Source organism: Aeromonas sp. 84A, assembly GCF_051919345.1.
Classification (GTDB): Bacteria; Pseudomonadota; Gammaproteobacteria; order Enterobacterales; family Aeromonadaceae; genus Aeromonas; species Aeromonas veronii.
On sequence record NZ_JBQBEW010000001.1, the window covers coordinates 728,201 to 745,400 of the forward strand.

Annotated in this window: 22 protein-coding genes; 12 read left to right on the forward strand and 10 right to left on the reverse strand. The window is 58.9% G+C overall.

The window, feature by feature from the left end; all coding sequences use genetic code 11:
• Positions 1–4: 4 nt before the first annotated feature.
• On the forward strand, positions 5–388 hold the full coding sequence (locus ACTG20_RS03465) for a hypothetical protein (protein WP_040069030.1): 384 nt from the start codon (positions 5–7) through the stop codon (positions 386–388).
• A gap of 12 nt (positions 389–400) precedes the next feature.
• Here the strand turns inward: ACTG20_RS03465 and ACTG20_RS03470 are convergent, their stop codons facing one another.
• Together ACTG20_RS03470 and yjgA are read right to left on the reverse strand one after the other, a co-directional pair.
• Positions 401–1,183, reverse strand: a complete 783-nt coding sequence (locus tag ACTG20_RS03470) for a gamma-glutamyl-gamma-aminobutyrate hydrolase family protein (RefSeq protein WP_439987457.1) — start codon at positions 1,181–1,183, stop codon at positions 401–403.
• A 396-nt stretch (positions 1,184–1,579) separates the two neighbouring features.
• Entirely contained in the window at positions 1,580–2,104 is a 525-nt protein-coding gene (gene yjgA, locus ACTG20_RS03475) for a ribosome biogenesis factor YjgA (RefSeq protein WP_005336359.1), read from the reverse strand.
• A 114-nt stretch (positions 2,105–2,218) separates the two neighbouring features.
• Between yjgA and pmbA the strand changes: the two genes are divergently transcribed.
• Positions 2,219–3,562 (forward strand): metalloprotease PmbA, encoded by a 1,344-nt coding sequence (gene pmbA, locus ACTG20_RS03480; protein WP_040068810.1) that lies wholly within the window; start codon positions 2,219–2,221, stop codon positions 3,560–3,562.
• Positions 3,563–3,649: 87 nt separating this feature from the next.
• On the opposite strand, the gene murA is transcribed toward pmbA, so the two are convergent.
• From murA to mlaF, 7 genes are read right to left on the reverse strand one after another with little or no spacing between them, the layout of a single operon-like run.
• Positions 3,650–4,906: a UDP-N-acetylglucosamine 1-carboxyvinyltransferase gene (gene murA / locus ACTG20_RS03485; RefSeq protein WP_005336355.1), complete on the reverse strand. Its 1,257-nt coding sequence runs from the start codon at positions 4,904–4,906 to the stop codon at positions 3,650–3,652.
• A gap of 18 nt (positions 4,907–4,924) precedes the next feature.
• Complete coding sequence (gene ibaG / locus ACTG20_RS03490) at positions 4,925–5,182, reverse strand: BolA family iron metabolism protein IbaG (RefSeq protein ID WP_005306001.1); 258 nt, start codon at positions 5,180–5,182, stop codon at positions 4,925–4,927.
• Complete coding sequence (locus ACTG20_RS03495; RefSeq protein WP_005336352.1) at positions 5,182–5,454, reverse strand: STAS domain-containing protein; 273 nt, start codon at positions 5,452–5,454, stop codon at positions 5,182–5,184. The genes ibaG and ACTG20_RS03495 overlap by 1 nt, the downstream gene beginning before the upstream one ends.
• The gene (locus tag ACTG20_RS03500; RefSeq protein WP_439987458.1) at positions 5,451–6,083 is read right to left on the reverse strand and encodes an ABC transporter substrate-binding protein; all 633 of its coding nucleotides are present in this window, start codon (positions 6,081–6,083) and stop codon (positions 5,451–5,453) included. The genes ACTG20_RS03495 and ACTG20_RS03500 overlap by 4 nt, the downstream gene beginning before the upstream one ends.
• Before the next feature lie 2 nt (positions 6,084–6,085).
• Positions 6,086–6,583, reverse strand: a complete 498-nt coding sequence (gene mlaD / locus ACTG20_RS03505) for an outer membrane lipid asymmetry maintenance protein MlaD (protein WP_005336348.1) — start codon at positions 6,581–6,583, stop codon at positions 6,086–6,088.
• Positions 6,584–6,590: 7 nt separating this feature from the next.
• Complete coding sequence (gene mlaE, locus ACTG20_RS03510; RefSeq protein ID WP_005336345.1) at positions 6,591–7,370, reverse strand: lipid asymmetry maintenance ABC transporter permease subunit MlaE; 780 nt, start codon at positions 7,368–7,370, stop codon at positions 6,591–6,593.
• Entirely contained in the window at positions 7,370–8,170 is an 801-nt protein-coding gene (mlaF, locus tag ACTG20_RS03515; protein ID WP_005336343.1) for a phospholipid ABC transporter ATP-binding protein MlaF, read from the reverse strand. The genes mlaE and mlaF overlap by 1 nt, the downstream gene beginning before the upstream one ends.
• A 207-nt stretch (positions 8,171–8,377) precedes the next feature.
• Here mlaF and ACTG20_RS03520 point away from each other — a divergent pair, with 207 nt between their 5' ends.
• From ACTG20_RS03520 to npr, 10 genes are all read left to right on the forward strand, one after another.
• Positions 8,378–9,373, forward strand: coding sequence for a KpsF/GutQ family sugar-phosphate isomerase (locus ACTG20_RS03520; protein ID WP_100652505.1), 996 nt, complete (start codon positions 8,378–8,380; stop codon positions 9,371–9,373).
• Positions 9,373–9,927: a 3-deoxy-manno-octulosonate-8-phosphatase KdsC gene (gene kdsC / locus ACTG20_RS03525; RefSeq protein WP_439987459.1), complete on the forward strand. Its 555-nt coding sequence runs from the start codon at positions 9,373–9,375 to the stop codon at positions 9,925–9,927. Before ACTG20_RS03520 ends, kdsC begins: the two co-directional genes overlap by 1 nt.
• Positions 9,924–10,484, forward strand: a complete 561-nt coding sequence (gene lptC / locus ACTG20_RS03530; RefSeq protein WP_374995651.1) for an LPS export ABC transporter periplasmic protein LptC — start codon at positions 9,924–9,926, stop codon at positions 10,482–10,484. The genes kdsC and lptC overlap by 4 nt, the downstream gene beginning before the upstream one ends.
• Entirely contained in the window at positions 10,471–10,998 is a 528-nt protein-coding gene (lptA, locus tag ACTG20_RS03535) for a lipopolysaccharide transport periplasmic protein LptA (protein WP_040068817.1), read from the forward strand. The genes lptC and lptA overlap by 14 nt, the downstream gene beginning before the upstream one ends.
• A 3-nt stretch (positions 10,999–11,001) precedes the next feature.
• Complete coding sequence (lptB, locus tag ACTG20_RS03540; RefSeq protein WP_005336333.1) at positions 11,002–11,727, forward strand: LPS export ABC transporter ATP-binding protein; 726 nt, start codon at positions 11,002–11,004, stop codon at positions 11,725–11,727.
• A 65-nt stretch (positions 11,728–11,792) separates the two neighbouring features.
• On the forward strand, positions 11,793–13,232 hold the full coding sequence (locus ACTG20_RS03545; RefSeq protein ID WP_005336331.1) for an RNA polymerase factor sigma-54: 1,440 nt from the start codon (positions 11,793–11,795) through the stop codon (positions 13,230–13,232).
• Positions 13,233–13,252: 20 nt separating this feature from the next.
• Positions 13,253–13,540 carry a ribosome hibernation promoting factor gene (hpf, locus tag ACTG20_RS03550; protein ID WP_005336323.1) on the forward strand — a complete coding sequence of 96 codons (288 nt, stop codon included), beginning with the start codon at positions 13,253–13,255 and terminating at the stop codon, positions 13,538–13,540.
• Between the two features lie 2 nt (positions 13,541–13,542).
• Positions 13,543–13,989: a PTS IIA-like nitrogen regulatory protein PtsN gene (gene ptsN, locus ACTG20_RS03555; protein ID WP_005336322.1), complete on the forward strand. Its 447-nt coding sequence runs from the start codon at positions 13,543–13,545 to the stop codon at positions 13,987–13,989.
• Between the two features lie 45 nt (positions 13,990–14,034).
• Positions 14,035–14,901 (forward strand): RNase adapter RapZ, encoded by an 867-nt coding sequence (rapZ, locus tag ACTG20_RS03560; protein ID WP_194495605.1) that lies wholly within the window; start codon positions 14,035–14,037, stop codon positions 14,899–14,901.
• 20 nt (positions 14,902–14,921) lie between these two features.
• The gene (gene npr, locus ACTG20_RS03565; RefSeq protein WP_005336318.1) at positions 14,922–15,194 is read left to right on the forward strand and encodes a PTS phosphocarrier protein NPr; all 273 of its coding nucleotides are present in this window, start codon (positions 14,922–14,924) and stop codon (positions 15,192–15,194) included.
• A gap of 17 nt (positions 15,195–15,211) precedes the next feature.
• Here npr and ACTG20_RS03570 read toward each other — a convergent pair whose 3' ends face one another.
• Complete coding sequence (locus tag ACTG20_RS03570) at positions 15,212–17,116, reverse strand: BglG family transcription antiterminator (protein ID WP_194495604.1); 1,905 nt, start codon at positions 17,114–17,116, stop codon at positions 15,212–15,214.
• Between the last annotated feature and the right edge of the window lie 84 nt (positions 17,117–17,200).

Consider the following 17,200-nt stretch of genomic DNA (forward strand, 5'->3'; position numbering starts at 1 on the left):
TTTGATGGCCCTGTTGCCATTGGCTGGCTGCGACCTGCTGGCCGAGAAGTATCGGGTCGAATTCCGGGATGGCTCCTGGCGTGAAATAGCCATTACCCCCTTCTCCAGCGAGGCACGCTGGCGCGAGGGGTGTGCCACCGGCGAGGTGCTGAGTGATATGAAGGTGCCCATCAAGCGGGGTGACACGGTCAATGGCCGCGAGCAGTTGCTGATCGGTGGCGAGAAGTTCGAGCTGGATGACAACAACCTCTACCGCAGCAACGGTATGGTGTTTGGCCATTCGCCTGACCATATCCAGCGCGGGCTCAAGGGGATGGATATCTGCCGCACCTTGCGCCCCGAGCGGGGTGGGCTGCCCAAGCTCAAGGCGCGCGGGTTTGGCGACTGAATCGATGAGGGGTTAACTCGCTGCCATCAATGCACTGCGTTGGCGGCAGGCATCGCCAAAGGCTTGAAAGATCTTGATGGAGTGGGGGTTTTCATTGGCTTTCCACTCCGGATGCCACTGCACTGCCAGCAAAAAGGGTGACAGTGCGGGAGCATGAAGTGCCTCGATCAGTCCATCTTCGGCGTGGGCCAACGGCTCCAGACCCTTCCCCAACCGGTTGATGCCCTGCCCATGCAGGGAGTTGACCGGAATCTGTTCTTCCCCCATCAGTTCGGCAAACCAGCTGCCCGGCAGCAGTTTGATCTGATGGCTCGGCCCATACTGCTCGTCGACCGGATCGTCGGCATCCTCCCGGTGATCGTCATAACCCGGCTCGTTATAGACCTTCTGATGGATGTCTCCCCCCAGCGCCACGTTGATCTCCTGCATGCCGCGGCAGATCCCGAGGATCGGCAAACCACGGGCGAGCGCCCCCTTGATGAGGGGCAGGTCGAACAAATCGCGATCCCTGTCTTGCTGTTTTTCCGGCGTGAGGTTCTCCTGGCCGTAGAGGGCCGGATCGATGTTGGAACCTGCACCACTCAGATAGACCCCATCGGCGAGATCCAGATACTGCTCCAGATCGGTGGTGCCGCAGCAGGTGGGCACCAGCAGCGGGACGCAGCCGCTTATCTCCACCAGCGGCATGATGTATTTGTGGGTCATCACCTGATAGGCGTGGCCGTTGCGGGGCTGGGCGCCCATGGTCATCAGCACGACAGGTTTACGGGTGGCGGGAGGCTGGGGATTTGGCATAGGGCACCTTGATTATCCTTGGCGTTGAAGTCTCATCCTGCGCCTTGGGCAGGCCCTTGCAAACCGTCAGGGCAAGGGCATGCCTCAAGGCATGGTCATGGGATCCCGCGTCGGGCCGGGTGACAGAATCGTTGGTCAGCCTGGGCAGCGACGGCATGGATCCTCTCTTCAGTCTGCCAAGGCCGTTCAATATGTCAAACAAAATGATGCCAAGTTGTTAACGGATTTGTCTTGAACTGCTCTGACGCTGCGATTTAACGGGGCTGTTGAGATGAGCCGTTATGGCTGGGGTAGCAAGATGGTGGATATATTAAACGCGCAGGGATGGCGGGGTATGTGGAGAGAAAAAGGCATCAATAGAAACACGCCTCCCCGAGGGGAGGCGTGTTTCGGGGATCACAGCAGGTCTTCGATCTCGCCGCGCAGATACTGGTACATCTCGCGGTAGGCGACCGGCGGCTTGTTCAGCTCCCGCTCCTTGTTGGCGGAGCGGATCAGCTGGCGCAGTTTCTGGCGATCCAGCTCGTGGAACTGGGACATCAGCTCGTTGAGGGCGCTGTCACCTTCGGTGATCAGGCGCTCGCGCCACTGCTCCAGGCGATGCAGGCGTGCATTCACGGTGGAGTGACGGTTCTTGATGATGGAGAGCGCTTCGGCAATCGGCTCGATATCGCGGCTGCGCATCAGGCGGCCGATGAACTGCAGATGGCGACGGAAGGACTCATCCTTCTTCGGCTTGAGTTTGCGACCCAGCTCGACAGCTTCTGCAAGCTCTTCATCCAACGGGATTTTTTCCAGCTCGCTGTGGCTGAGGGAGACGATCTCTTCCCCCATTTTCTGCAATGCTTCGGCATCGCGCTTGAGCTGGCTCTTGCTGGGGCCCCAGTCTTCGAACTCGTTGTCGTCTTGATATTGACTCATCGGTCTCTTGATTCCTGTCATTCACGTTTGGCGGATATGTTACCAGCTTCTCCCGCTGGGCGCAGGGGTCTGATATGCTTACCCCCCTTTCCTTCTTTCATACAGATGTGAGTTATGGATCAGCAAGACCAAATCCGCCAGGATCAAGCCCATCTCGAGGCCGTGGTTGCCGAAGCCCTGGAGATAGCCAAAGGACTGGGCGCCTCGCTGGCCGAAGTCTCCATCAGCAAGCAGACCGGGTTGTCGGTGAACACCCGGGGTTGTGAACTGGAAAGCATTGAATTCAATAAAGATGGCGCCCTCGGCATCGCCGTCTATCGCGATGGTTGCAAGGGATCTTCCTCGACCACCGATCTGAGCAAACCCGCCATTCGTGCCGCCGTTGAAGCGGCCATCGAGATTGCTCGCCACACCTCGGCCGATGATTGCGCCGGTCTGGCGGACGCCGAGCTGCTGGCCTGGGATGCCCCCGATCTGCAACTGTGCCACCAAATCGAACTGGATCCCCAGCGCGGCATCGAACTGGCCATCGAGTGCGAGCGGCTGGCGCTTGGTCGCGATGCCCGTATCAAGCACTCCGACGGTGCCGGTTTCTCCAGCCATCTTGGCATCAAGGTCTATGGCAACAGTCACGGCTTCGTCAAAGGCTACGCGGCGTCGCGCAACTCACTGAGCTGCGTGCTGATCGGCGAGCAGGATGGCGATATGCAGCGTGATTACGGCTACTCCTCCAGCCGTACCCTCGACGGGCTCTGGAGTCCGCAGCGCATTGCCGACGAAGCCGTTGAGCGTACCGTCTCCCGCCTCGGCGCCCGCAAGATCTCTACCCGTCATGCGCCTGTGCTGTTCCACCCCGATACCGCCTCCGGCCTGTGGGGCCATCTGGTGATGGCCATCAGCGGTGGCAACCTCTATCGCAAGTCGAGCTTCCTGCTCGACAAATTGGGCAAGCAGATACTGCCCGAGTGGCTCACCATTCAGGAGTTCCCCCACCTGCTGGGCGGGCTTGCCAGTACCCCGTTCGATGGGGAAGGGGTGCGGACCCGCGACATGGATATCATCCGTAACGGCGAGCTGATGAGCTGGCTGCTTACCTCCTACTCTGCCCGCAAGCTCGGGCTGACTACTACGGGTCACGCCGGTGGCATCCACAACTGGCAGGTCTCCAATACCGGCCAGGATTTTCAAGGCATGCTGAAAGAGATGGGCACCGGTCTGCTGGTGACCGAGCTGATGGGGCAGGGGGTCAATATCGTCAATGGTGACTACTCCCGCGGCGCCGCCGGCTTCTGGGTCGAGAATGGCGAGATAGCCTATCCGGTCGAGGAGATCACCATCGCCGGCAATCTGGCCGAGATGTTCAGCCATATCGTGGCGGTAGGTCGTGACGAAGATGAGCGCTCCAGTCTCAAGACCGGCTCGGTGCTGGTAGAGAATATGAAGCTGGCGGGCCACTGATCCCGGTTTCAACAGAACCGAAACCATGAAAAAGGCCCCCTCGCCAACGCGAGGGGGCCTTTTTACCGGCTAGCGATCAGTGGGCTATCAGCCCTTGATGCGCTCGATGCGGCCACCCAGACCCTGCAGCTTCTGCTCGATGTCTTCGTAGCCACGGTCGATGTGATAGATACGGTCGACGATGGTGGAGCCCTCGGCCACGAAGCCGGCCAGTACCAGACTGGCGGAGGCGCGCAGATCGGTCGCCATCACCTGGGCACCCTTGAGTTGCTCGGTGTCACGGCAGATGGCCACATTGCCCTGCAGTTCGATGTCTGCACCCATCCGTACCAGTTCGGGAACGTGCATGAAGCGGTTCTCGAAGATGGTCTCGGTGACCATGCCGGTGCCTTTGGCAACGGCGTTCAGCACGGTGAACTGTGCCTGCATGTCGGTCGGGAAGGCCGGGTAGGGGGCAGTCTTGATGGTGACCGGCTTGAGGGTGCGGCCGGTCATGTCGAGGGTGATCCAGTCTTCACCCTTCTCAATCAGGGCGCCAGCCTCTTCCAGCTTGACCAGTACCGCTTCCAGCAGGGTCGGGTCGGTCTTGCGGCAGGTGATCTTGCCGCCGGTGACCGCTGCGCCCACCAGGAAGGTACCGGTTTCGATGCGGTCAGGCTGCACGCTGTAGTTGCCGCCGTGCAGACGCTCGACACCGTCGATGGTCAGGGTATCGGTGCCCGCCCCCTGGATCTTGGCGCCCAGAGTATTGAGGAAGTTGGCCAGATCGACCACTTCCGGCTCGCGCGCGGCGTTTTCAATCACGGTGCGGCCATCAGCCAGGGTGGCGGCCATCATCAGGTTTTCGGTACCGGTCACGGAGACCATGTCCATAAGGATGTGGGCGCCTTTCAGGCGGCCATCGACACGGGCCTTGATGTAACCATCTTCGATGGTGATCTTGGCACCCATCAGCTCCAGGCCGTGGACGTGCAGGTTGACCGGACGGGCTCCGATGGCGCAGCCGCCGGGCAGGGAGACGTCGGCAGCACCGAAACGGGCAGCCAGCGGGCCCAGCGCCAGAATGGAGGCGCGCATGGTCTTCACCAGCTCGTAGGGGGCGACGTGGTTGTTCACCGCACCGGTCAGCACGGTGACGTTGCCGTTGACCTTGGTGGTCGCGCCCAGCATCTCCAGCAGCTTGATGGTGGTGCCCACATCTTTCAGACGCGGCACGTTGGAGAGGTGTACCTCTTCATCACAGAGCAGGGTCGCGAACAGGATCGGCAGCGCGGCGTTTTTGGCGCCGGAGATGGTCACTTCGCCGTTGAGAGTACAACGACCATCGATTTTGAATTTGTCCATTTTTACTTCGTTACCAAATCAGGAGGGCAATAGGAATTTACGTTCGCGTTTCCACTCAGCGTCGGTGAACGCCTTGATGGAGAGGGCGTGAATGGCGTTGCTGGCGATCTTGTCCATCAGCGGGGCATAGATGGCCTGCTGCTTCTTGACCCGGCTCATGCCGTCAAACATGTCACCGACGGCGATCACTTGGTAGTGACTACCGTCCCCTTTGACATGGACTTCGGACAATGGCAGAGCCTCAAGGAGTATCGCTTCAATTTCAGAGACTTGCATTATGCGTCCTCAGTTGTGAGCGGGGTTGACTGAAACAGCCCGGCCACCCCGTAGAGGTTGGCCAGGGTATAGAAATCACTGGAGGCGCCCACCAGTTGCGGTGTGGCGCCTCGCGCTAATACGGCTTTGGCCCATTTGACCAGCAGGGCCAGTCCGGCAGAGTCGAGGGTGGTGACGCCGCCGAGCTCGAGCTGGTCGTCCTGCCACCATTCGGCGCGGCGTTGCCACAGGTCATTGACCTGTGGCGCCTGCAGCTCACCGCTGAGAGTCATGGTTTGAGTACCAGCGGCTTGGCGTTGTGCTCGCGCAACTGGGCGATCACCGCATCAATGCCGTTCTGGCGAATGAGGCCGCCCAGCTCGCTCTGCTTGGCGGAGAGCAGGCTGATCCCCTCTGCCACCATGTCGAAGGCTTTCCACTCGCCGGTCTTGTTGTTCTTGCGCAGCTTGAACTCAAGGAAGATGTCCGGCTTGCCGGTCTCTTTCACGCTGACGTTGACGGCGGTGATATTGCCGCTGGGAGCTTTGCCCGGCTCGACCTTGACGGTCTGCTTGTCAAAATGGGCCAGCGCATCTGCGTAGGAGCTCACCATGTACTCGGTGAACACCTCGACGAAGGCATTGCGCTGCGCTTCGGTGGTCTCTTTAATCTGGTTGCCAAGCACCTTGTAGGCGGCGAAGCGGTTGTCCACATAGGGCAGCAGCTCTTCGCGGATGATCACCCGCAGGTGATCCGGATTGCTTTTCACCTGGGCCTGATCGGCTTTCAGGCGGGCAAAGGTCTGCTTGGCAGCCTGATCCACCAGCGCGTTGGGGTCGGTGGCATCGACTGCGGCCTGGGCAGACAGGGAAAAGAGCATGCTGGTCATCAGACCCAGCAGCAGGGCGATCTTCTTGAACATGGTTACTCCTTCTTGCTGTCTGATTTGCTGTCGGAGGATTGGCTGTAGAGGAACTTGCCAATCAGATCTTCCAGCACGATGGCGGATTTGGTGTCTTCAATCAGGTCGCCATCCTTGAGCATCTCGGTGCCCATCTCCTCATCGCTGAAGCCGGGGGCCAGACCGATGTACTGCTCGCCGAGCAGACCGGAGGTGAGGATGGAGAGGGAGCTGGTATCGGCAAACTCGCCAGCGCTCTTTTGCATCATCAGGGTTACTTCGGGCACCTGGGTTTTCGGGTCCAGTACGATGTCGCTGACCCGACCGACCACCACGCCGCCGACCTTGACCGGCGAACGGACTTTCAGGCCGCCGATATTATCGAAATGCGCGCGCAGGGTATAGGTTTCTCCTTCCGGTTTGAAGCTCAAACCGGCCACTTGCAGGGCCAGTGCCAGAATGGCACCGATGCCAGCCAGCATGAAGGTGCCGACCAGGAATTCTACTTTGCTGAACTTCATCTTTACCTTATCCAAACATGACTGCAGTGAGTATAAAATCCAGGCCGAGCACGGCGAGGGATGAGTGGACCACAGTTCGGGTCGTGGCCTGACTGATCCCGGCCGAGGTCGGCTTGGCATCATAGCCGTTAAAGAGCGCAATCCAGGTGACCACCAGGGCGAAAATCAGGCTCTTGATGGCGCCCTGCATGATGTCTTCATGCCAGTCGACGGAGGCCTGCATGGCAGACCAGAAGCCCCCTTCGTCCACGCCGAGCCAGTCCACACCTACCAGCTTGCCGCCGAAGATGCCGATCAGGCTGAACATAAAGGCCAGCAGCGGCATACTGATGACGCCAGCCCAGAAGCGGGGGGCAACCACCCGGCGCAGCGGGTCGACCGCCATCATCTCGAGGCTTGAAAGTTGCTCGGTGGCCTTCATCAGGCCGATTTCAGCGGTCAGGGCCGAACCGGCACGGCCGGCAAACAGCAGCGCCGTGACCACAGGGCCCAGCTCCCGCAGCAGGGAGAGGGAGACCAGCGGCCCCAGACTCTGCTCGGCGCCGAAATCCTTCAATACGTTGTAACCCTGCAGCGAGAGCACCATGCCGATGAACAGGCCGGAGACCAGAATGATGGCCACCGACTGTACGCCCACCACATACAACTGCTGGACAAGCAGCGGGAAGTGCTTGCGCGGCTCGGGTTTGCCCGCCAGCGCATGGAACAACATGATGGTGGCGCGACCGACGGAGCTGATAAACCGCACTCCGACCCGCCCCAGCTTGCTTATTTGACTTATCAACATCAGAGATCCTGTAGCAGATCGCCTGCCGGAAAATGAAACGGAACAGGACCATCGGGCAATCCTTTGAGGAACTGCTCGACTTCGGGATTGTGCTCCTCGCGCAGCTGGTCCGGCGTGCCGTGCGCCACCACCTTGCGATTGGCAATGATGTAGGCGTAATCGGCGATGCTCAGCACCTCTTTCACATCGTGGGTGACGATGACTGAGGTGATACCGAGGGCATCATTCAGCTCCTTGATCAGCTTGACCAGCACCGCCATGGTGATGGGATCCTGCCCGACAAACGGCTCGTCATACATGATGAGGTCGGGGTCAAGGGCGATGGCCCGTGCCAGCGCCGCCCGGCGCGCCATGCCGCCGGAGAGCTCGGAGGGCATCAGTTTCGCCGCGCCGCGCAAGCCCACCGCCTGCAGCTTCATCATGACGATGGTGTGGATCAGCTCCTCCGGCAGGCCGGAGTGCTCCCGTAGCGGGAAGGCCACGTTGTCGTAGACCGTCATGCCGGTAAACAGGGCGCCGCTCTGGAACAGCATGCTCATCCGTTTGCGCACTTCATAGAGGCGCGAACGGGAGAGGGTGGGGATATCTTCCCCGTCAAACAGAATGTGACCGGACTCCGGCTTGAGCTGGCCACCGATCAGCCGCAGCAGGGTGGTTTTACCGATGCCGCTCGGGCCCATGACGGCGGTCACCTTGCCACGAGGAATGGTCAGGTTGATCCCGTCATACAACAGCCGATCTCCGTGACTGAAGGTCAGATCGGAGATGGTGATCAGGTCATTGTTCAAACAATTGTCCATCCGGTGTAAATGAGGTGCGAATTTTATGGGGTAGTCTAGGTCTAAGCAACAGCAAGGAACAACTATTGAACAGGCTGCAAGCCCATTTGCACGACAGTTTTCTGTAACAAAGTGCGTCATCGAGAGCGGGACTTGCCATCCGATTCGCTTATCCGGGCAGACTTTTTTATAATCCCGCAGCTAATTTCGGCCCGGAGCTGTGTCTTTATGTCTGTAAAGCCTGAGAAAGTGTCTGAACTGTTCGATTTTCGTCGCAGTGCCCGCGCGGTGCTGGACACAGAAAAGCAAGCCATTGATGGACTCTATCAGTATCTGAACGACGCCTTCGACAAGGCGTGCGAAATGGTGCTGCGCTGCGGTGGCAAGATAGTGGTCACCGGCATGGGCAAATCGGGCCATATCGGCAGCAAGATCGCCGCCACCCTCGCCAGCACCGGCACCCCGGCCTTCTTCCTTCACCCGGGGGAAGCGAGTCACGGCGATCTGGGGATGATCTCCAGTGGCGACCTTATCATCGCCATCTCCAACTCCGGTGAGAGCGACGAAATCCTGGCTCTGCTGCCGGTACTAAAGCGCCGCGGCATTCCGCTCATCTGCATGACCGGCAATCCGGCCTCCACCATGGCCAAAGAGGCCAACGTGCATCTGTGCATCAAGGTCGAGAAAGAGGCCTGCCCGCTGGGTCTGGCACCCACTTCCAGCACCACGGCAACCTTGGTTATGGGCGATGCCCTGGCGGTCGCCCTGCTGGAAGCGCGCGGTTTTACCGCCGATGACTTCGCCCTCTCTCACCCGGGCGGGTCGCTCGGCAAGCGTCTGTTGCTGCGGGTTGGCGACCTGATGCACAGCGGTGAGCTGTTGCCCCAGGTGGGGATCGATGCCACCATCAGCCAGGCGCTGCTGGAAGTGAGCCGCAAGGGGCTCGGTATGACGGCAGTGGTCGATGGCAATGGCCTGCTGGCCGGACTCTTTACCGATGGCGACCTGCGCCGCATTCTTGACCAGCAGATCGATATCCATCACACCCCCATCAGCCGTGTGATGACGGCCAACTGTGTTACCGTAGGCCCAGAGATGATGGCTGCGGAAGCCGTCAAGCTGATGGAAACGAGAAAAATCAACGGATTACTGGTCGTGGATGAAGAGAAACGCCCGCTCGGCGCCTTCAACATGCACGACCTGCTGAAAGCCGGAGTAATTTGATGCAAAACGTACCGACCCTCTATGGTCCGGTGACGCGCAGCCAGTTCGACAAGGCGGCGCAAATCCGCCTGCTGGTGTGCGATGTGGACGGGGTGCTCTCCAACGGCCTCATCTACATGGGAAACAACGGCGAAGAGCTGAAAACCTTCTGCACCCGCGATGGTGCCGGCATGCGAGCGCTGCTCAATGCCGGGATCGAGATCGCCATCATCACCGGGCGCAACTCCCGTATCGTCAGCGATCGGATGAAAAGCCTGGGGGTGGCTCATGTGGTGCAGGGGGCTGATAAAAAGCTGCCTCACTTCGAAGCGTTGCTGGCCAAGCTGGGGCTGACCCCGGAACAGGCTGCCTATATGGGCGATGACACCATCGATCTGCCGGTGATGCAGGTCTGTGGGCTCGGCATTGCCGTGGCCGATGCCCATCCGCTGGTGCTGAGTCGTGCCGATATGGTGACCCGGTTTGGCGGTGGCATGGGCGCGGTGCGTGAGGTGTGTGACCTCATTTTGCAGGCGCAGGGCCACGACGATTATCAGCCTGAGGCCTCGGTATGAGCAGACAAACCCTGTTGTTTGCCCTGCTGTTTCTGGTCGCGCTGGTTGCTTGGCAGTTGGGCAAGGTTGAGCTGGTGCCGGAGAGCGCCGTCAAAATCGAAAACTATCAGCCGGATTTTGTCGCCAAAGATCTGGTGACCACCCGTTTTGATATCAACGGCAAGCGCACCGAGCGGCTGGAGTCGACCTACGCCGAGTATTATCAAATCCTCGAGCAGGCCACCTTCGACAAGCCGGTGGTCTACATGTATGACGATCAGGGTGCCGCCGAGTGGAAGGTGACCGCCGAAACCGGCGTGCTCAACACTGGCGACAACATCATCCTGCGGGACAAGGTGCATCTGGATGGTCTGTTGCCCACCTCTTTCATCTCCACACTGGATACCCCCTATCTGGAGCTGGATCTGGTGACACAGGATGTGCGCAGCAACCGGGAAGTGAACATTCTGGGTCGGGATTTCCAGACCCAAGGGGTTGGCCTCAAGGGCCATCTGGACCGCAAATATTTTGAGTTACTGGATCAAGGCCATGCCATCTATTTCAATGAAAAACGCTAATCTGGCCCTCGCAGCCCTGTTGTTGTGTGGTGCGGTGACCGCCAAAGAGTCCGACTTTGCCGAGAAGGTCTACGTCGATGCCGTCAAACAGGTGGCCGAGATGCAGGACAACCGCATCACCTTCGAAGAGGATGTCACCATCAATCAGGGCACCATCCGGATCAAGGCTGACAAGGTGGTAGTGACCCGTTCCGGCGAGAAAGGGGCCGAGGTGATGACTGCCTACGGCAAGCCCGCCACCTTCTTCCAGATCCTGGATAACGGCAAGCCGGTCAATGCCCACGGCAACACTATCCGCTACGAGCTGAAGAACCGGCTGGTGACCATCACCGGCAACGGTCAGCTCAAGCAGGAAGATAGCCAGGTCAATGGCGATCTGATCCGCTACGACATCGTCAAACAGAAGATGATCGCCGAGAGCAAGAGCCCGAGCCAGCGGGTCAAAACCGTATTCCTGCCTGATCAGGTAGAGAATTTCGACAAGCCCGCCGACCAGAAGAAGCAGGGAAAATAAGCCATGGCAGTGTTAAAAGCAGTGGGCCTGCAGAAGAGCTACAAGCGCCGCATGGTGGTGAGTGACGTCAGCCTTGAAGTGGGCACCGGCCAGATTGTCGGCCTGCTCGGCCCCAACGGGGCGGGCAAGACCACCTCCTTCTACATGATCGTGGGGCTGGTGCAGCGCGATGCCGGTCTCATCACTATCGACGATCAGGACATCAGCCTGCAGCCCATGCATGTGCGGGCGCGTAACGGCATCGGTTACCTGCCGCAGGAGGCCTCCATCTTCCGTCGCCTGTCGGTGTTCGACAACCTGATGGGAGTGATGCAGACCCGCAAGGGGTTGAGTCGCGAGGAGCGTGAGGACAAGGTTCAGCAACTGCTGGAAGAGTTCAACATCACCCACATTCGCGACAACCTGGGTCAGAGCCTCTCCGGCGGTGAGCGCCGTCGGGTCGAGATCGCCCGTGCGCTGGCGGCCGAGCCGCGTTTTATTCTGCTGGATGAACCCTTTGCAGGGGTTGACCCGATTTCTGTGATAGACATCAAGAAGATCATTCAGCATCTGAAAGATAGAGGCCTTGGCGTCTTGATTACCGACCACAACGTCAGAGAGACTCTGGACGTATGTGAGAAGGCTTATATCGTCAGCCATGGCAAGATGATTGCCGAGGGTGCACCGGCTGACATCCTTGCCGATGAGCAGGTCAAGCGCGTCTATTTGGGCGATCAATTCAGTCTATAGTAAGGGGGCATGCCTTCATTTCCTTTGACGAGTGCCTCGCTGAACATAAGGATATCCCGACGTAGATGAAGCCGACATTACAGTTGCGTCTCGGTCAGTCCCTGACCATGACGCCGCAATTACAACAAGCGATTCGTCTGCTCCAGCTCTCCACTCTGGAACTTCAGCAGGAAATTCAGCAAGCGCTCGAAAACAACCCTCTGCTGGAGCAGGAAGAGAGCGAGGCGCAAGAGACCAGTCCGGAAGCGCCGGTCGATGCCAGCCAGCTGGATTCCAGCGATGCCATGGCTCAGGAGCAGATGCCGGACGAGTTGCCGGTGGATACCACTTGGGACGAGGTTTACTCTGCCGGCACCGCCCAGAGCGCGGGCCCCATCCACGATGGGGAAGATAGCGTCTATCAGGGTGAAACCACCGAAAACCTGCAGGATTATCTGCTGTGGCAGATGCGGCTCACACCGTTCAGCGATGTGGATGCCGCCATCGCGCTCGCCATCATCGATGCCATCGACGAATCCGGTTATCTGACCGTTGCGCTGGAGGATATCCAGGCTGCCGTCACCAGTGATGACGTAGAGGTGGAACTCGATGAGGTCGAGGCGGTACTCAAGCGGGTTCAGCACTTCGATCCGGTCGGCATTGCTGCCCGTTCTGTGCAGGAGTGTTTGCTGATCCAGCTGGATCAGTATGACCCGCAGACCCCCTGGCTCAACGAGGCCAAGGAGGTGATCCTCGAGCACATGGAGCTGCTCGGTAACCGGGATTACCGCACCCTCGCCCGCAAGACAAAACTCAAAGAGAGCGACCTCAAGGAGGTGCTGGATCTGATCCAGCTGCTGGAGCCGCGCCCCGGCAATGGCATCATCCAGAGCGACTCCCAGTACGTGATCCCCGACGTCTCCGTGGTCAAGAAGGGCAGCAAGTGGGTGGTCGAGCTCAATCCCGACTCCGCCCCCCGCATCCGGGTCAACGAGACCTATGCCGCCATGGCCCGCAACGCTCGCAGCAGCACCGACACCCAGTTTATTCGCTCCCATTTGCAGGAAGCCAAGTGGTTCATCAAGAGCCTGGAAAGTCGCAATGACACCCTGCTGAAAGTGGCCAGTTGCATTGTCGAGCAGCAACAGGGCTTTTTCGAGTATGGTGAAGAGGCGATGAAGCCCATGGTGCTCAATGACATCGCCGAAGCGGTAGAGATGCATGAGTCGACCATCTCCCGGGTAACGACCCAGAAGTACATGCATACCCCCCGTGGTATCTTCGAATTGAAGTTTTTTTTCTCCAGCCATGTGAACACCGAAGGAGGAGGAGAGTGCTCATCGACCGCAATTCGCGCGCTCATCAAGAAGCTGGTCACGGCAGAGAATCCTGCCAAGCCGTTAAGTGATAGCAAGATCGCGGATTTGCTGGCCGAACAGGGTATTATGGTGGCGAGACGCACGATCGCTAAGTATCGCGAATCCTTGTTTATCCCACCTTCCAATCAGCGCAAACGCCTGGTTTAGGCAAACAAAAGGATGATGTTATGCAAATTAACCTGACCGGACACCATGTCGAGATCACCGAAGCTCTGCGTGATTATGTGAATAACAAATTTGCCAAACTCGAGCGTCACTTCGACCACATCAACAATGTTCATGTGGTGCTTAGCGTGGAAAAACTGAACCAGATAGCGGAAGCCAAATTGCATGTCAGCGGTGGCGAAGTGTTTGCCAACTCTGAACATGCCGATATGTATGCTGCGATAGACACCTTGCTCGACAAGCTGGACAGGCAGATCATCAAGCACAAAGATAAGTTAAATAAAAAATAACCATGCAACTTGAACACATACTGAGTCGGGACTGCACCAAGAGTGCAGTCCCTTGTACCAGCAAGAAACGCGCCCTCGAAATCATCAGCGAGCTGGCCGCCGAACGCCTTGGCACCTCCCGTCAGGCGCTGTTTGAATGCTTGCTGGCCCGCGAAAAAATGGGTAGTACCGGGATCGGTGCCGGTATTGCGATCCCCCACGGTCGCATTGACGATGAGTTCCCGCCAACCGCGATCCTGATGACCTTTGCCGACCCTATTCCTTTCGATTCCATCGACAATCAACCGGTTGACCTGCTGTTTGCCTTGCTGGTGCCGGAAAGCGAGTGCAAGCAGCATCTCAAGACCCTTTCTCTGATGGCTTCCAAGCTGGGTGACAAGGCGGTTTGCCGCCAGTTGCGTCAGGCAACCAGCGACGAAGAGCTCTATCAGATCATGACCTCGGCCTGACAGCAGGCCAAGGATGAGACACCCGTTTTGGCGTGAGGGAACAAGATGCAGTTAATCGTGGTAAGTGGACGTTCGGGCTCCGGTAAAACGGTAGCCCTGCGAGTGCTGGAAGATCTGGGTTACTACTGTGTGGACAACCTGCCGGTCAATCTGCTGCCCCAGCTGATTGTTTCGGTCGAGAGCCAGTATGACAAGCTGGCGGTCAGTATCGATGTACGCAACCTGCCGAGCGATCCGGAGAAACTGGAAAATCTGCTGGCACAGGTGCGCAATGAGGGGCGGGTAGAGTTCTCCAGCTTCTTCTTCGACGCCGACAACGGCACCCTGCTCAAGCGCTATGGCGAGAGCCGCCGTTTGCACCCCCTCTCACGCAACAAGCTGTCGCTGGATGAGGCGATTCGGGAGGAGACCCACCTGCTGGCGCCCATCTCCTCGACCGCTGACCTGCGCATCGACACCACCTCCCTCAGCATTCACGACCTGAGCGAGCTCATCAAAACCCGGGTACTCGGCAAGAAAGAGAACGAGCTGGTGCTGGTGTTCGAGTCGTTCGGCTTCAAGTACGGCATTCCCAAGGATGCCGACTTCGTGTTCGATGCCCGCTTCCTGCCTAACCCGCACTGGATCCCCGAGCTCAAGCCGTTCACCGGCAAGGATGAGCTGGTCGCCAACTACCTCTCGGCGCAGGCTGACGTGATGCTGTTTACCCAGCAGATCGAAAATATGCTGGCGACCTGGTTGCCCCATCTGGAGCGCAACAATCGCAGCTACCTCACGGTCGGCATCGGTTGCACCGGCGGTCAGCACCGCTCGGTCTTTATTGCAGAGCGGCTGGCCAGTGCATTCCGTTTGCTTGGCAAGAACGTGCAGATCCGCCACCGCACTCTCGACAAGAGTGCCTCCCAATCCTGACGGACCAATAGGACGACCCGATGACTGTTTCCGCCTCGGTTGAAGTGAAAAACAAGCTGGGTATTCATGCCAGACCAGCCATGATGCTGTTCGAGCTGGTGCAGGGTTTCGATGCCCACGTGCTGCTGCGCAATGAAGATGGTGTGGAGGCCGATGCTGACAGCATCATCGGCCTGCTGATGCTGGATTCGGCGCAAGGGCGGCAGGTGGAAGTACAGGTTGAGGGGCCTGAAGAGGTCGAGGCCTTGGCCGCCGTGGTGGAGCTGTTCACCTCCGGCTTCAACGAGGAGTAGTCACTCCTCGTTTTATGTTATGAACCGGTACGCGCCAGCGCTTTGAAGCTGGCAAAATCGCGACAAGCCAGCAGATTCCTGCTGGCTTTTTCGTTCATCAGTGCCAGAAACAGATCGTAGAGACCCATCGCCTCTTCGTAATCGGCCTTGCTGATGGCCAGCACGAAGATGAGCGTCGCGATTTCCCCGTTGCTCCAGTCGATCCCCTGTGGTGCCAGCACGGTGTAAACCAGAGTGCGGCGCGCCAGCAGACCGAGGGAGTGGGGCAGGGCGATCCCTTCTCCCAACATGGTGGATACGATCCGCTCCCGCTCCTGCAGTGAGGCTCTGAAGCCGCTCTCCACCAGATCTTCCGCCTCCAGCTGATCACAGATGCGGGCAAACAGTTCGGCCTGGGTAAGGGGTTCTGTGACCACCATGAAGTGGTCGGCATCGAAATATTTGTCGAGCATGTAGGGGCGGGTGCGGTCGATCAGCACCAGCTTGCCAAGCTGCTCCAGCTGGTATTGGGTCGGGAAGGGGGCAACGAGTACCACGGGAGCGTTTTTTTCGTTCACCTTGACGGTACTGATGACAAAGTCCTGTGCGATCTGCGCCAGACCTTCGTAATCCCGCACTGACTCCAGCGTGGTCAGCTGTAACTGGGGATACTCCCGCTTGATGCGTGCTTCCAGCACCCGGAAGGTGGCGTTGCCCGCATCGCAAAGCAATAGCGCCTGCGGGCGGCGGGTATAGCCGATGTCGTAATGGCGCTCCAGCCCGACCCCGATATGGATCACCAGATAGCCGATCTCGTGGTGGGTCAGTCGGTAGGGGGTCTGCTTGATCCACTCCGAAATGGCCGCCAGCGTGATGTCGTAGGCGAGGGGATAGTACTGCTTGATGTGATCGGCCAGCGGGTTGTGGTTGCCTATCTGGTATTTGACCCGCAGCAGCATGGCGCTGATATGGGTTTGCAGGTCGGCTCGCAGCTGTTGGTCGCCTCGCAGGTCGTAAGGGTATTGTTGATGAATGTAGGCCAGCAGATGTTCCACCAGCTGTTCGCTCTCGGCGGCCATTGCCGGGCTGAGCTGGGGAGTATCGGCAATCAGGCGCGCCTGGATCTGGATGGCGAGACCGGCGATCTCATCCTCTACGGGGGGCGTCAGGGTTGGCAATACCGCATAAATATCGCGAGATACTGCCAGCAGCGGCAGAGTCAGATCTTCGCTGGCGAAGTGGCGCAACTCGTGACCGGATGCCTGACGCAGCAGTGCAACGGCGCAGTAGATGGCGAGCTGCTGCAAGCTCTCGTCAGCGAGACGCAGCTGATGTCGGGCAAGCTGGGCATGGATGTGATTGCCCACTACCTCCATCGTCTTGCTGGGGCAAAGGTTGGGCAACAGGGTTTGCAACTGGTTGTTGTGCAGCAACTCCTGATAGAGCAGTTGGGTTAAACAGGCCCGGATCGCCGTCTCCTCCCCCTGAATGCGCATCCCCAGGCGGGGTTTGCTCTCGACGCTGAGCCTGAAGTGGCTGAGTTGCTCACGGACTTCCGCCATATCCCCTTGCAGTGCCGCCCGGCTCAGATACCAGGTATCAGCCAGCTCATCGAGCTTGATCCCCTGCTCTGCCGTCAATAGCAGGATCTGCAGGTGCAGCACCCGCTCCCGGCTGGTGCGTGGCAGGCCGCTATCCTGACCCTGGGCCGCCAGCAGAGCCTCGAACAGTCCCTGATTGTAGATTTTCAGCTGGTAGCCGCTGCCACGCTGGTGGATCAGGTGAGCGCCGTGCGTGGCAATCAGTTCGTTAAGGGTTGCCACATCGGTGCGCACCGTGCGGGTGGAGACATTGAGGCGGCGAGCCAGCTCCTCCTGTGGCAGTGGTTCGGCATGGAGCTGGATCAGCAGTTGATGGAGCCTGGGGTGGGGCAGCTTGATCATTGGGGGTATGCAAGACTCCTGTTGCGAGATAAAGGGTCGATGTTAACAAGTGGGTCATCAACAAGCCAGGCACCGGTCAGTGAT

Coding starts and splice junctions, on each gene's coding strand:
- ACTG20_RS03465 (WP_040069030.1), top strand. CDS start 5: ATGGCCCTGTTGCCATTGGCTGGCTGCGACCTGCTGGCCGAGAAGTAT.
- ACTG20_RS03470 (WP_439987457.1), bottom strand. CDS start 1,183: ATGCCAAATCCCCAGCCTCCCGCCACCCGTAAACCTGTCGTGCTGATG.
- yjgA (WP_005336359.1), bottom strand. CDS start 2,104: ATGAGTCAATATCAAGACGACAACGAGTTCGAAGACTGGGGCCCCAGC.
- pmbA (WP_040068810.1), top strand. CDS start 2,219: ATGGATCAGCAAGACCAAATCCGCCAGGATCAAGCCCATCTCGAGGCC.
- murA (WP_005336355.1), bottom strand. CDS start 4,906: ATGGACAAATTCAAAATCGATGGTCGTTGTACTCTCAACGGCGAAGTG.
- ibaG (WP_005306001.1), bottom strand. CDS start 5,182: ATGCAAGTCTCTGAAATTGAAGCGATACTCCTTGAGGCTCTGCCATTG.
- ACTG20_RS03495 (WP_005336352.1), bottom strand. CDS start 5,454: ATGACTCTCAGCGGTGAGCTGCAGGCGCCACAGGTCAATGACCTGTGG.
- ACTG20_RS03500 (WP_439987458.1), bottom strand. CDS start 6,083: ATGTTCAAGAAGATCGCCCTGCTGCTGGGTCTGATGACCAGCATGCTC.
- mlaD (WP_005336348.1), bottom strand. CDS start 6,583: ATGAAGTTCAGCAAAGTAGAATTCCTGGTCGGCACCTTCATGCTGGCT.
- mlaE (WP_005336345.1), bottom strand. CDS start 7,370: ATGTTGATAAGTCAAATAAGCAAGCTGGGGCGGGTCGGAGTGCGGTTT.
- mlaF (WP_005336343.1), bottom strand. CDS start 8,170: ATGGACAATTGTTTGAACAATGACCTGATCACCATCTCCGATCTGACC.
- ACTG20_RS03520 (WP_100652505.1), top strand. CDS start 8,378: ATGTCTGTAAAGCCTGAGAAAGTGTCTGAACTGTTCGATTTTCGTCGC.
- kdsC (WP_439987459.1), top strand. CDS start 9,373: ATGCAAAACGTACCGACCCTCTATGGTCCGGTGACGCGCAGCCAGTTC.
- lptC (WP_374995651.1), top strand. CDS start 9,924: ATGAGCAGACAAACCCTGTTGTTTGCCCTGCTGTTTCTGGTCGCGCTG.
- lptA (WP_040068817.1), top strand. CDS start 10,471: ATGAAAAACGCTAATCTGGCCCTCGCAGCCCTGTTGTTGTGTGGTGCG.
- lptB (WP_005336333.1), top strand. CDS start 11,002: ATGGCAGTGTTAAAAGCAGTGGGCCTGCAGAAGAGCTACAAGCGCCGC.
- ACTG20_RS03545 (WP_005336331.1), top strand. CDS start 11,793: ATGAAGCCGACATTACAGTTGCGTCTCGGTCAGTCCCTGACCATGACG.
- hpf (WP_005336323.1), top strand. CDS start 13,253: ATGCAAATTAACCTGACCGGACACCATGTCGAGATCACCGAAGCTCTG.
- ptsN (WP_005336322.1), top strand. CDS start 13,543: ATGCAACTTGAACACATACTGAGTCGGGACTGCACCAAGAGTGCAGTC.
- rapZ (WP_194495605.1), top strand. CDS start 14,035: ATGCAGTTAATCGTGGTAAGTGGACGTTCGGGCTCCGGTAAAACGGTA.
- npr (WP_005336318.1), top strand. CDS start 14,922: ATGACTGTTTCCGCCTCGGTTGAAGTGAAAAACAAGCTGGGTATTCAT.
- ACTG20_RS03570 (WP_194495604.1), bottom strand. CDS start 17,116: ATGATCAAGCTGCCCCACCCCAGGCTCCATCAACTGCTGATCCAGCTC.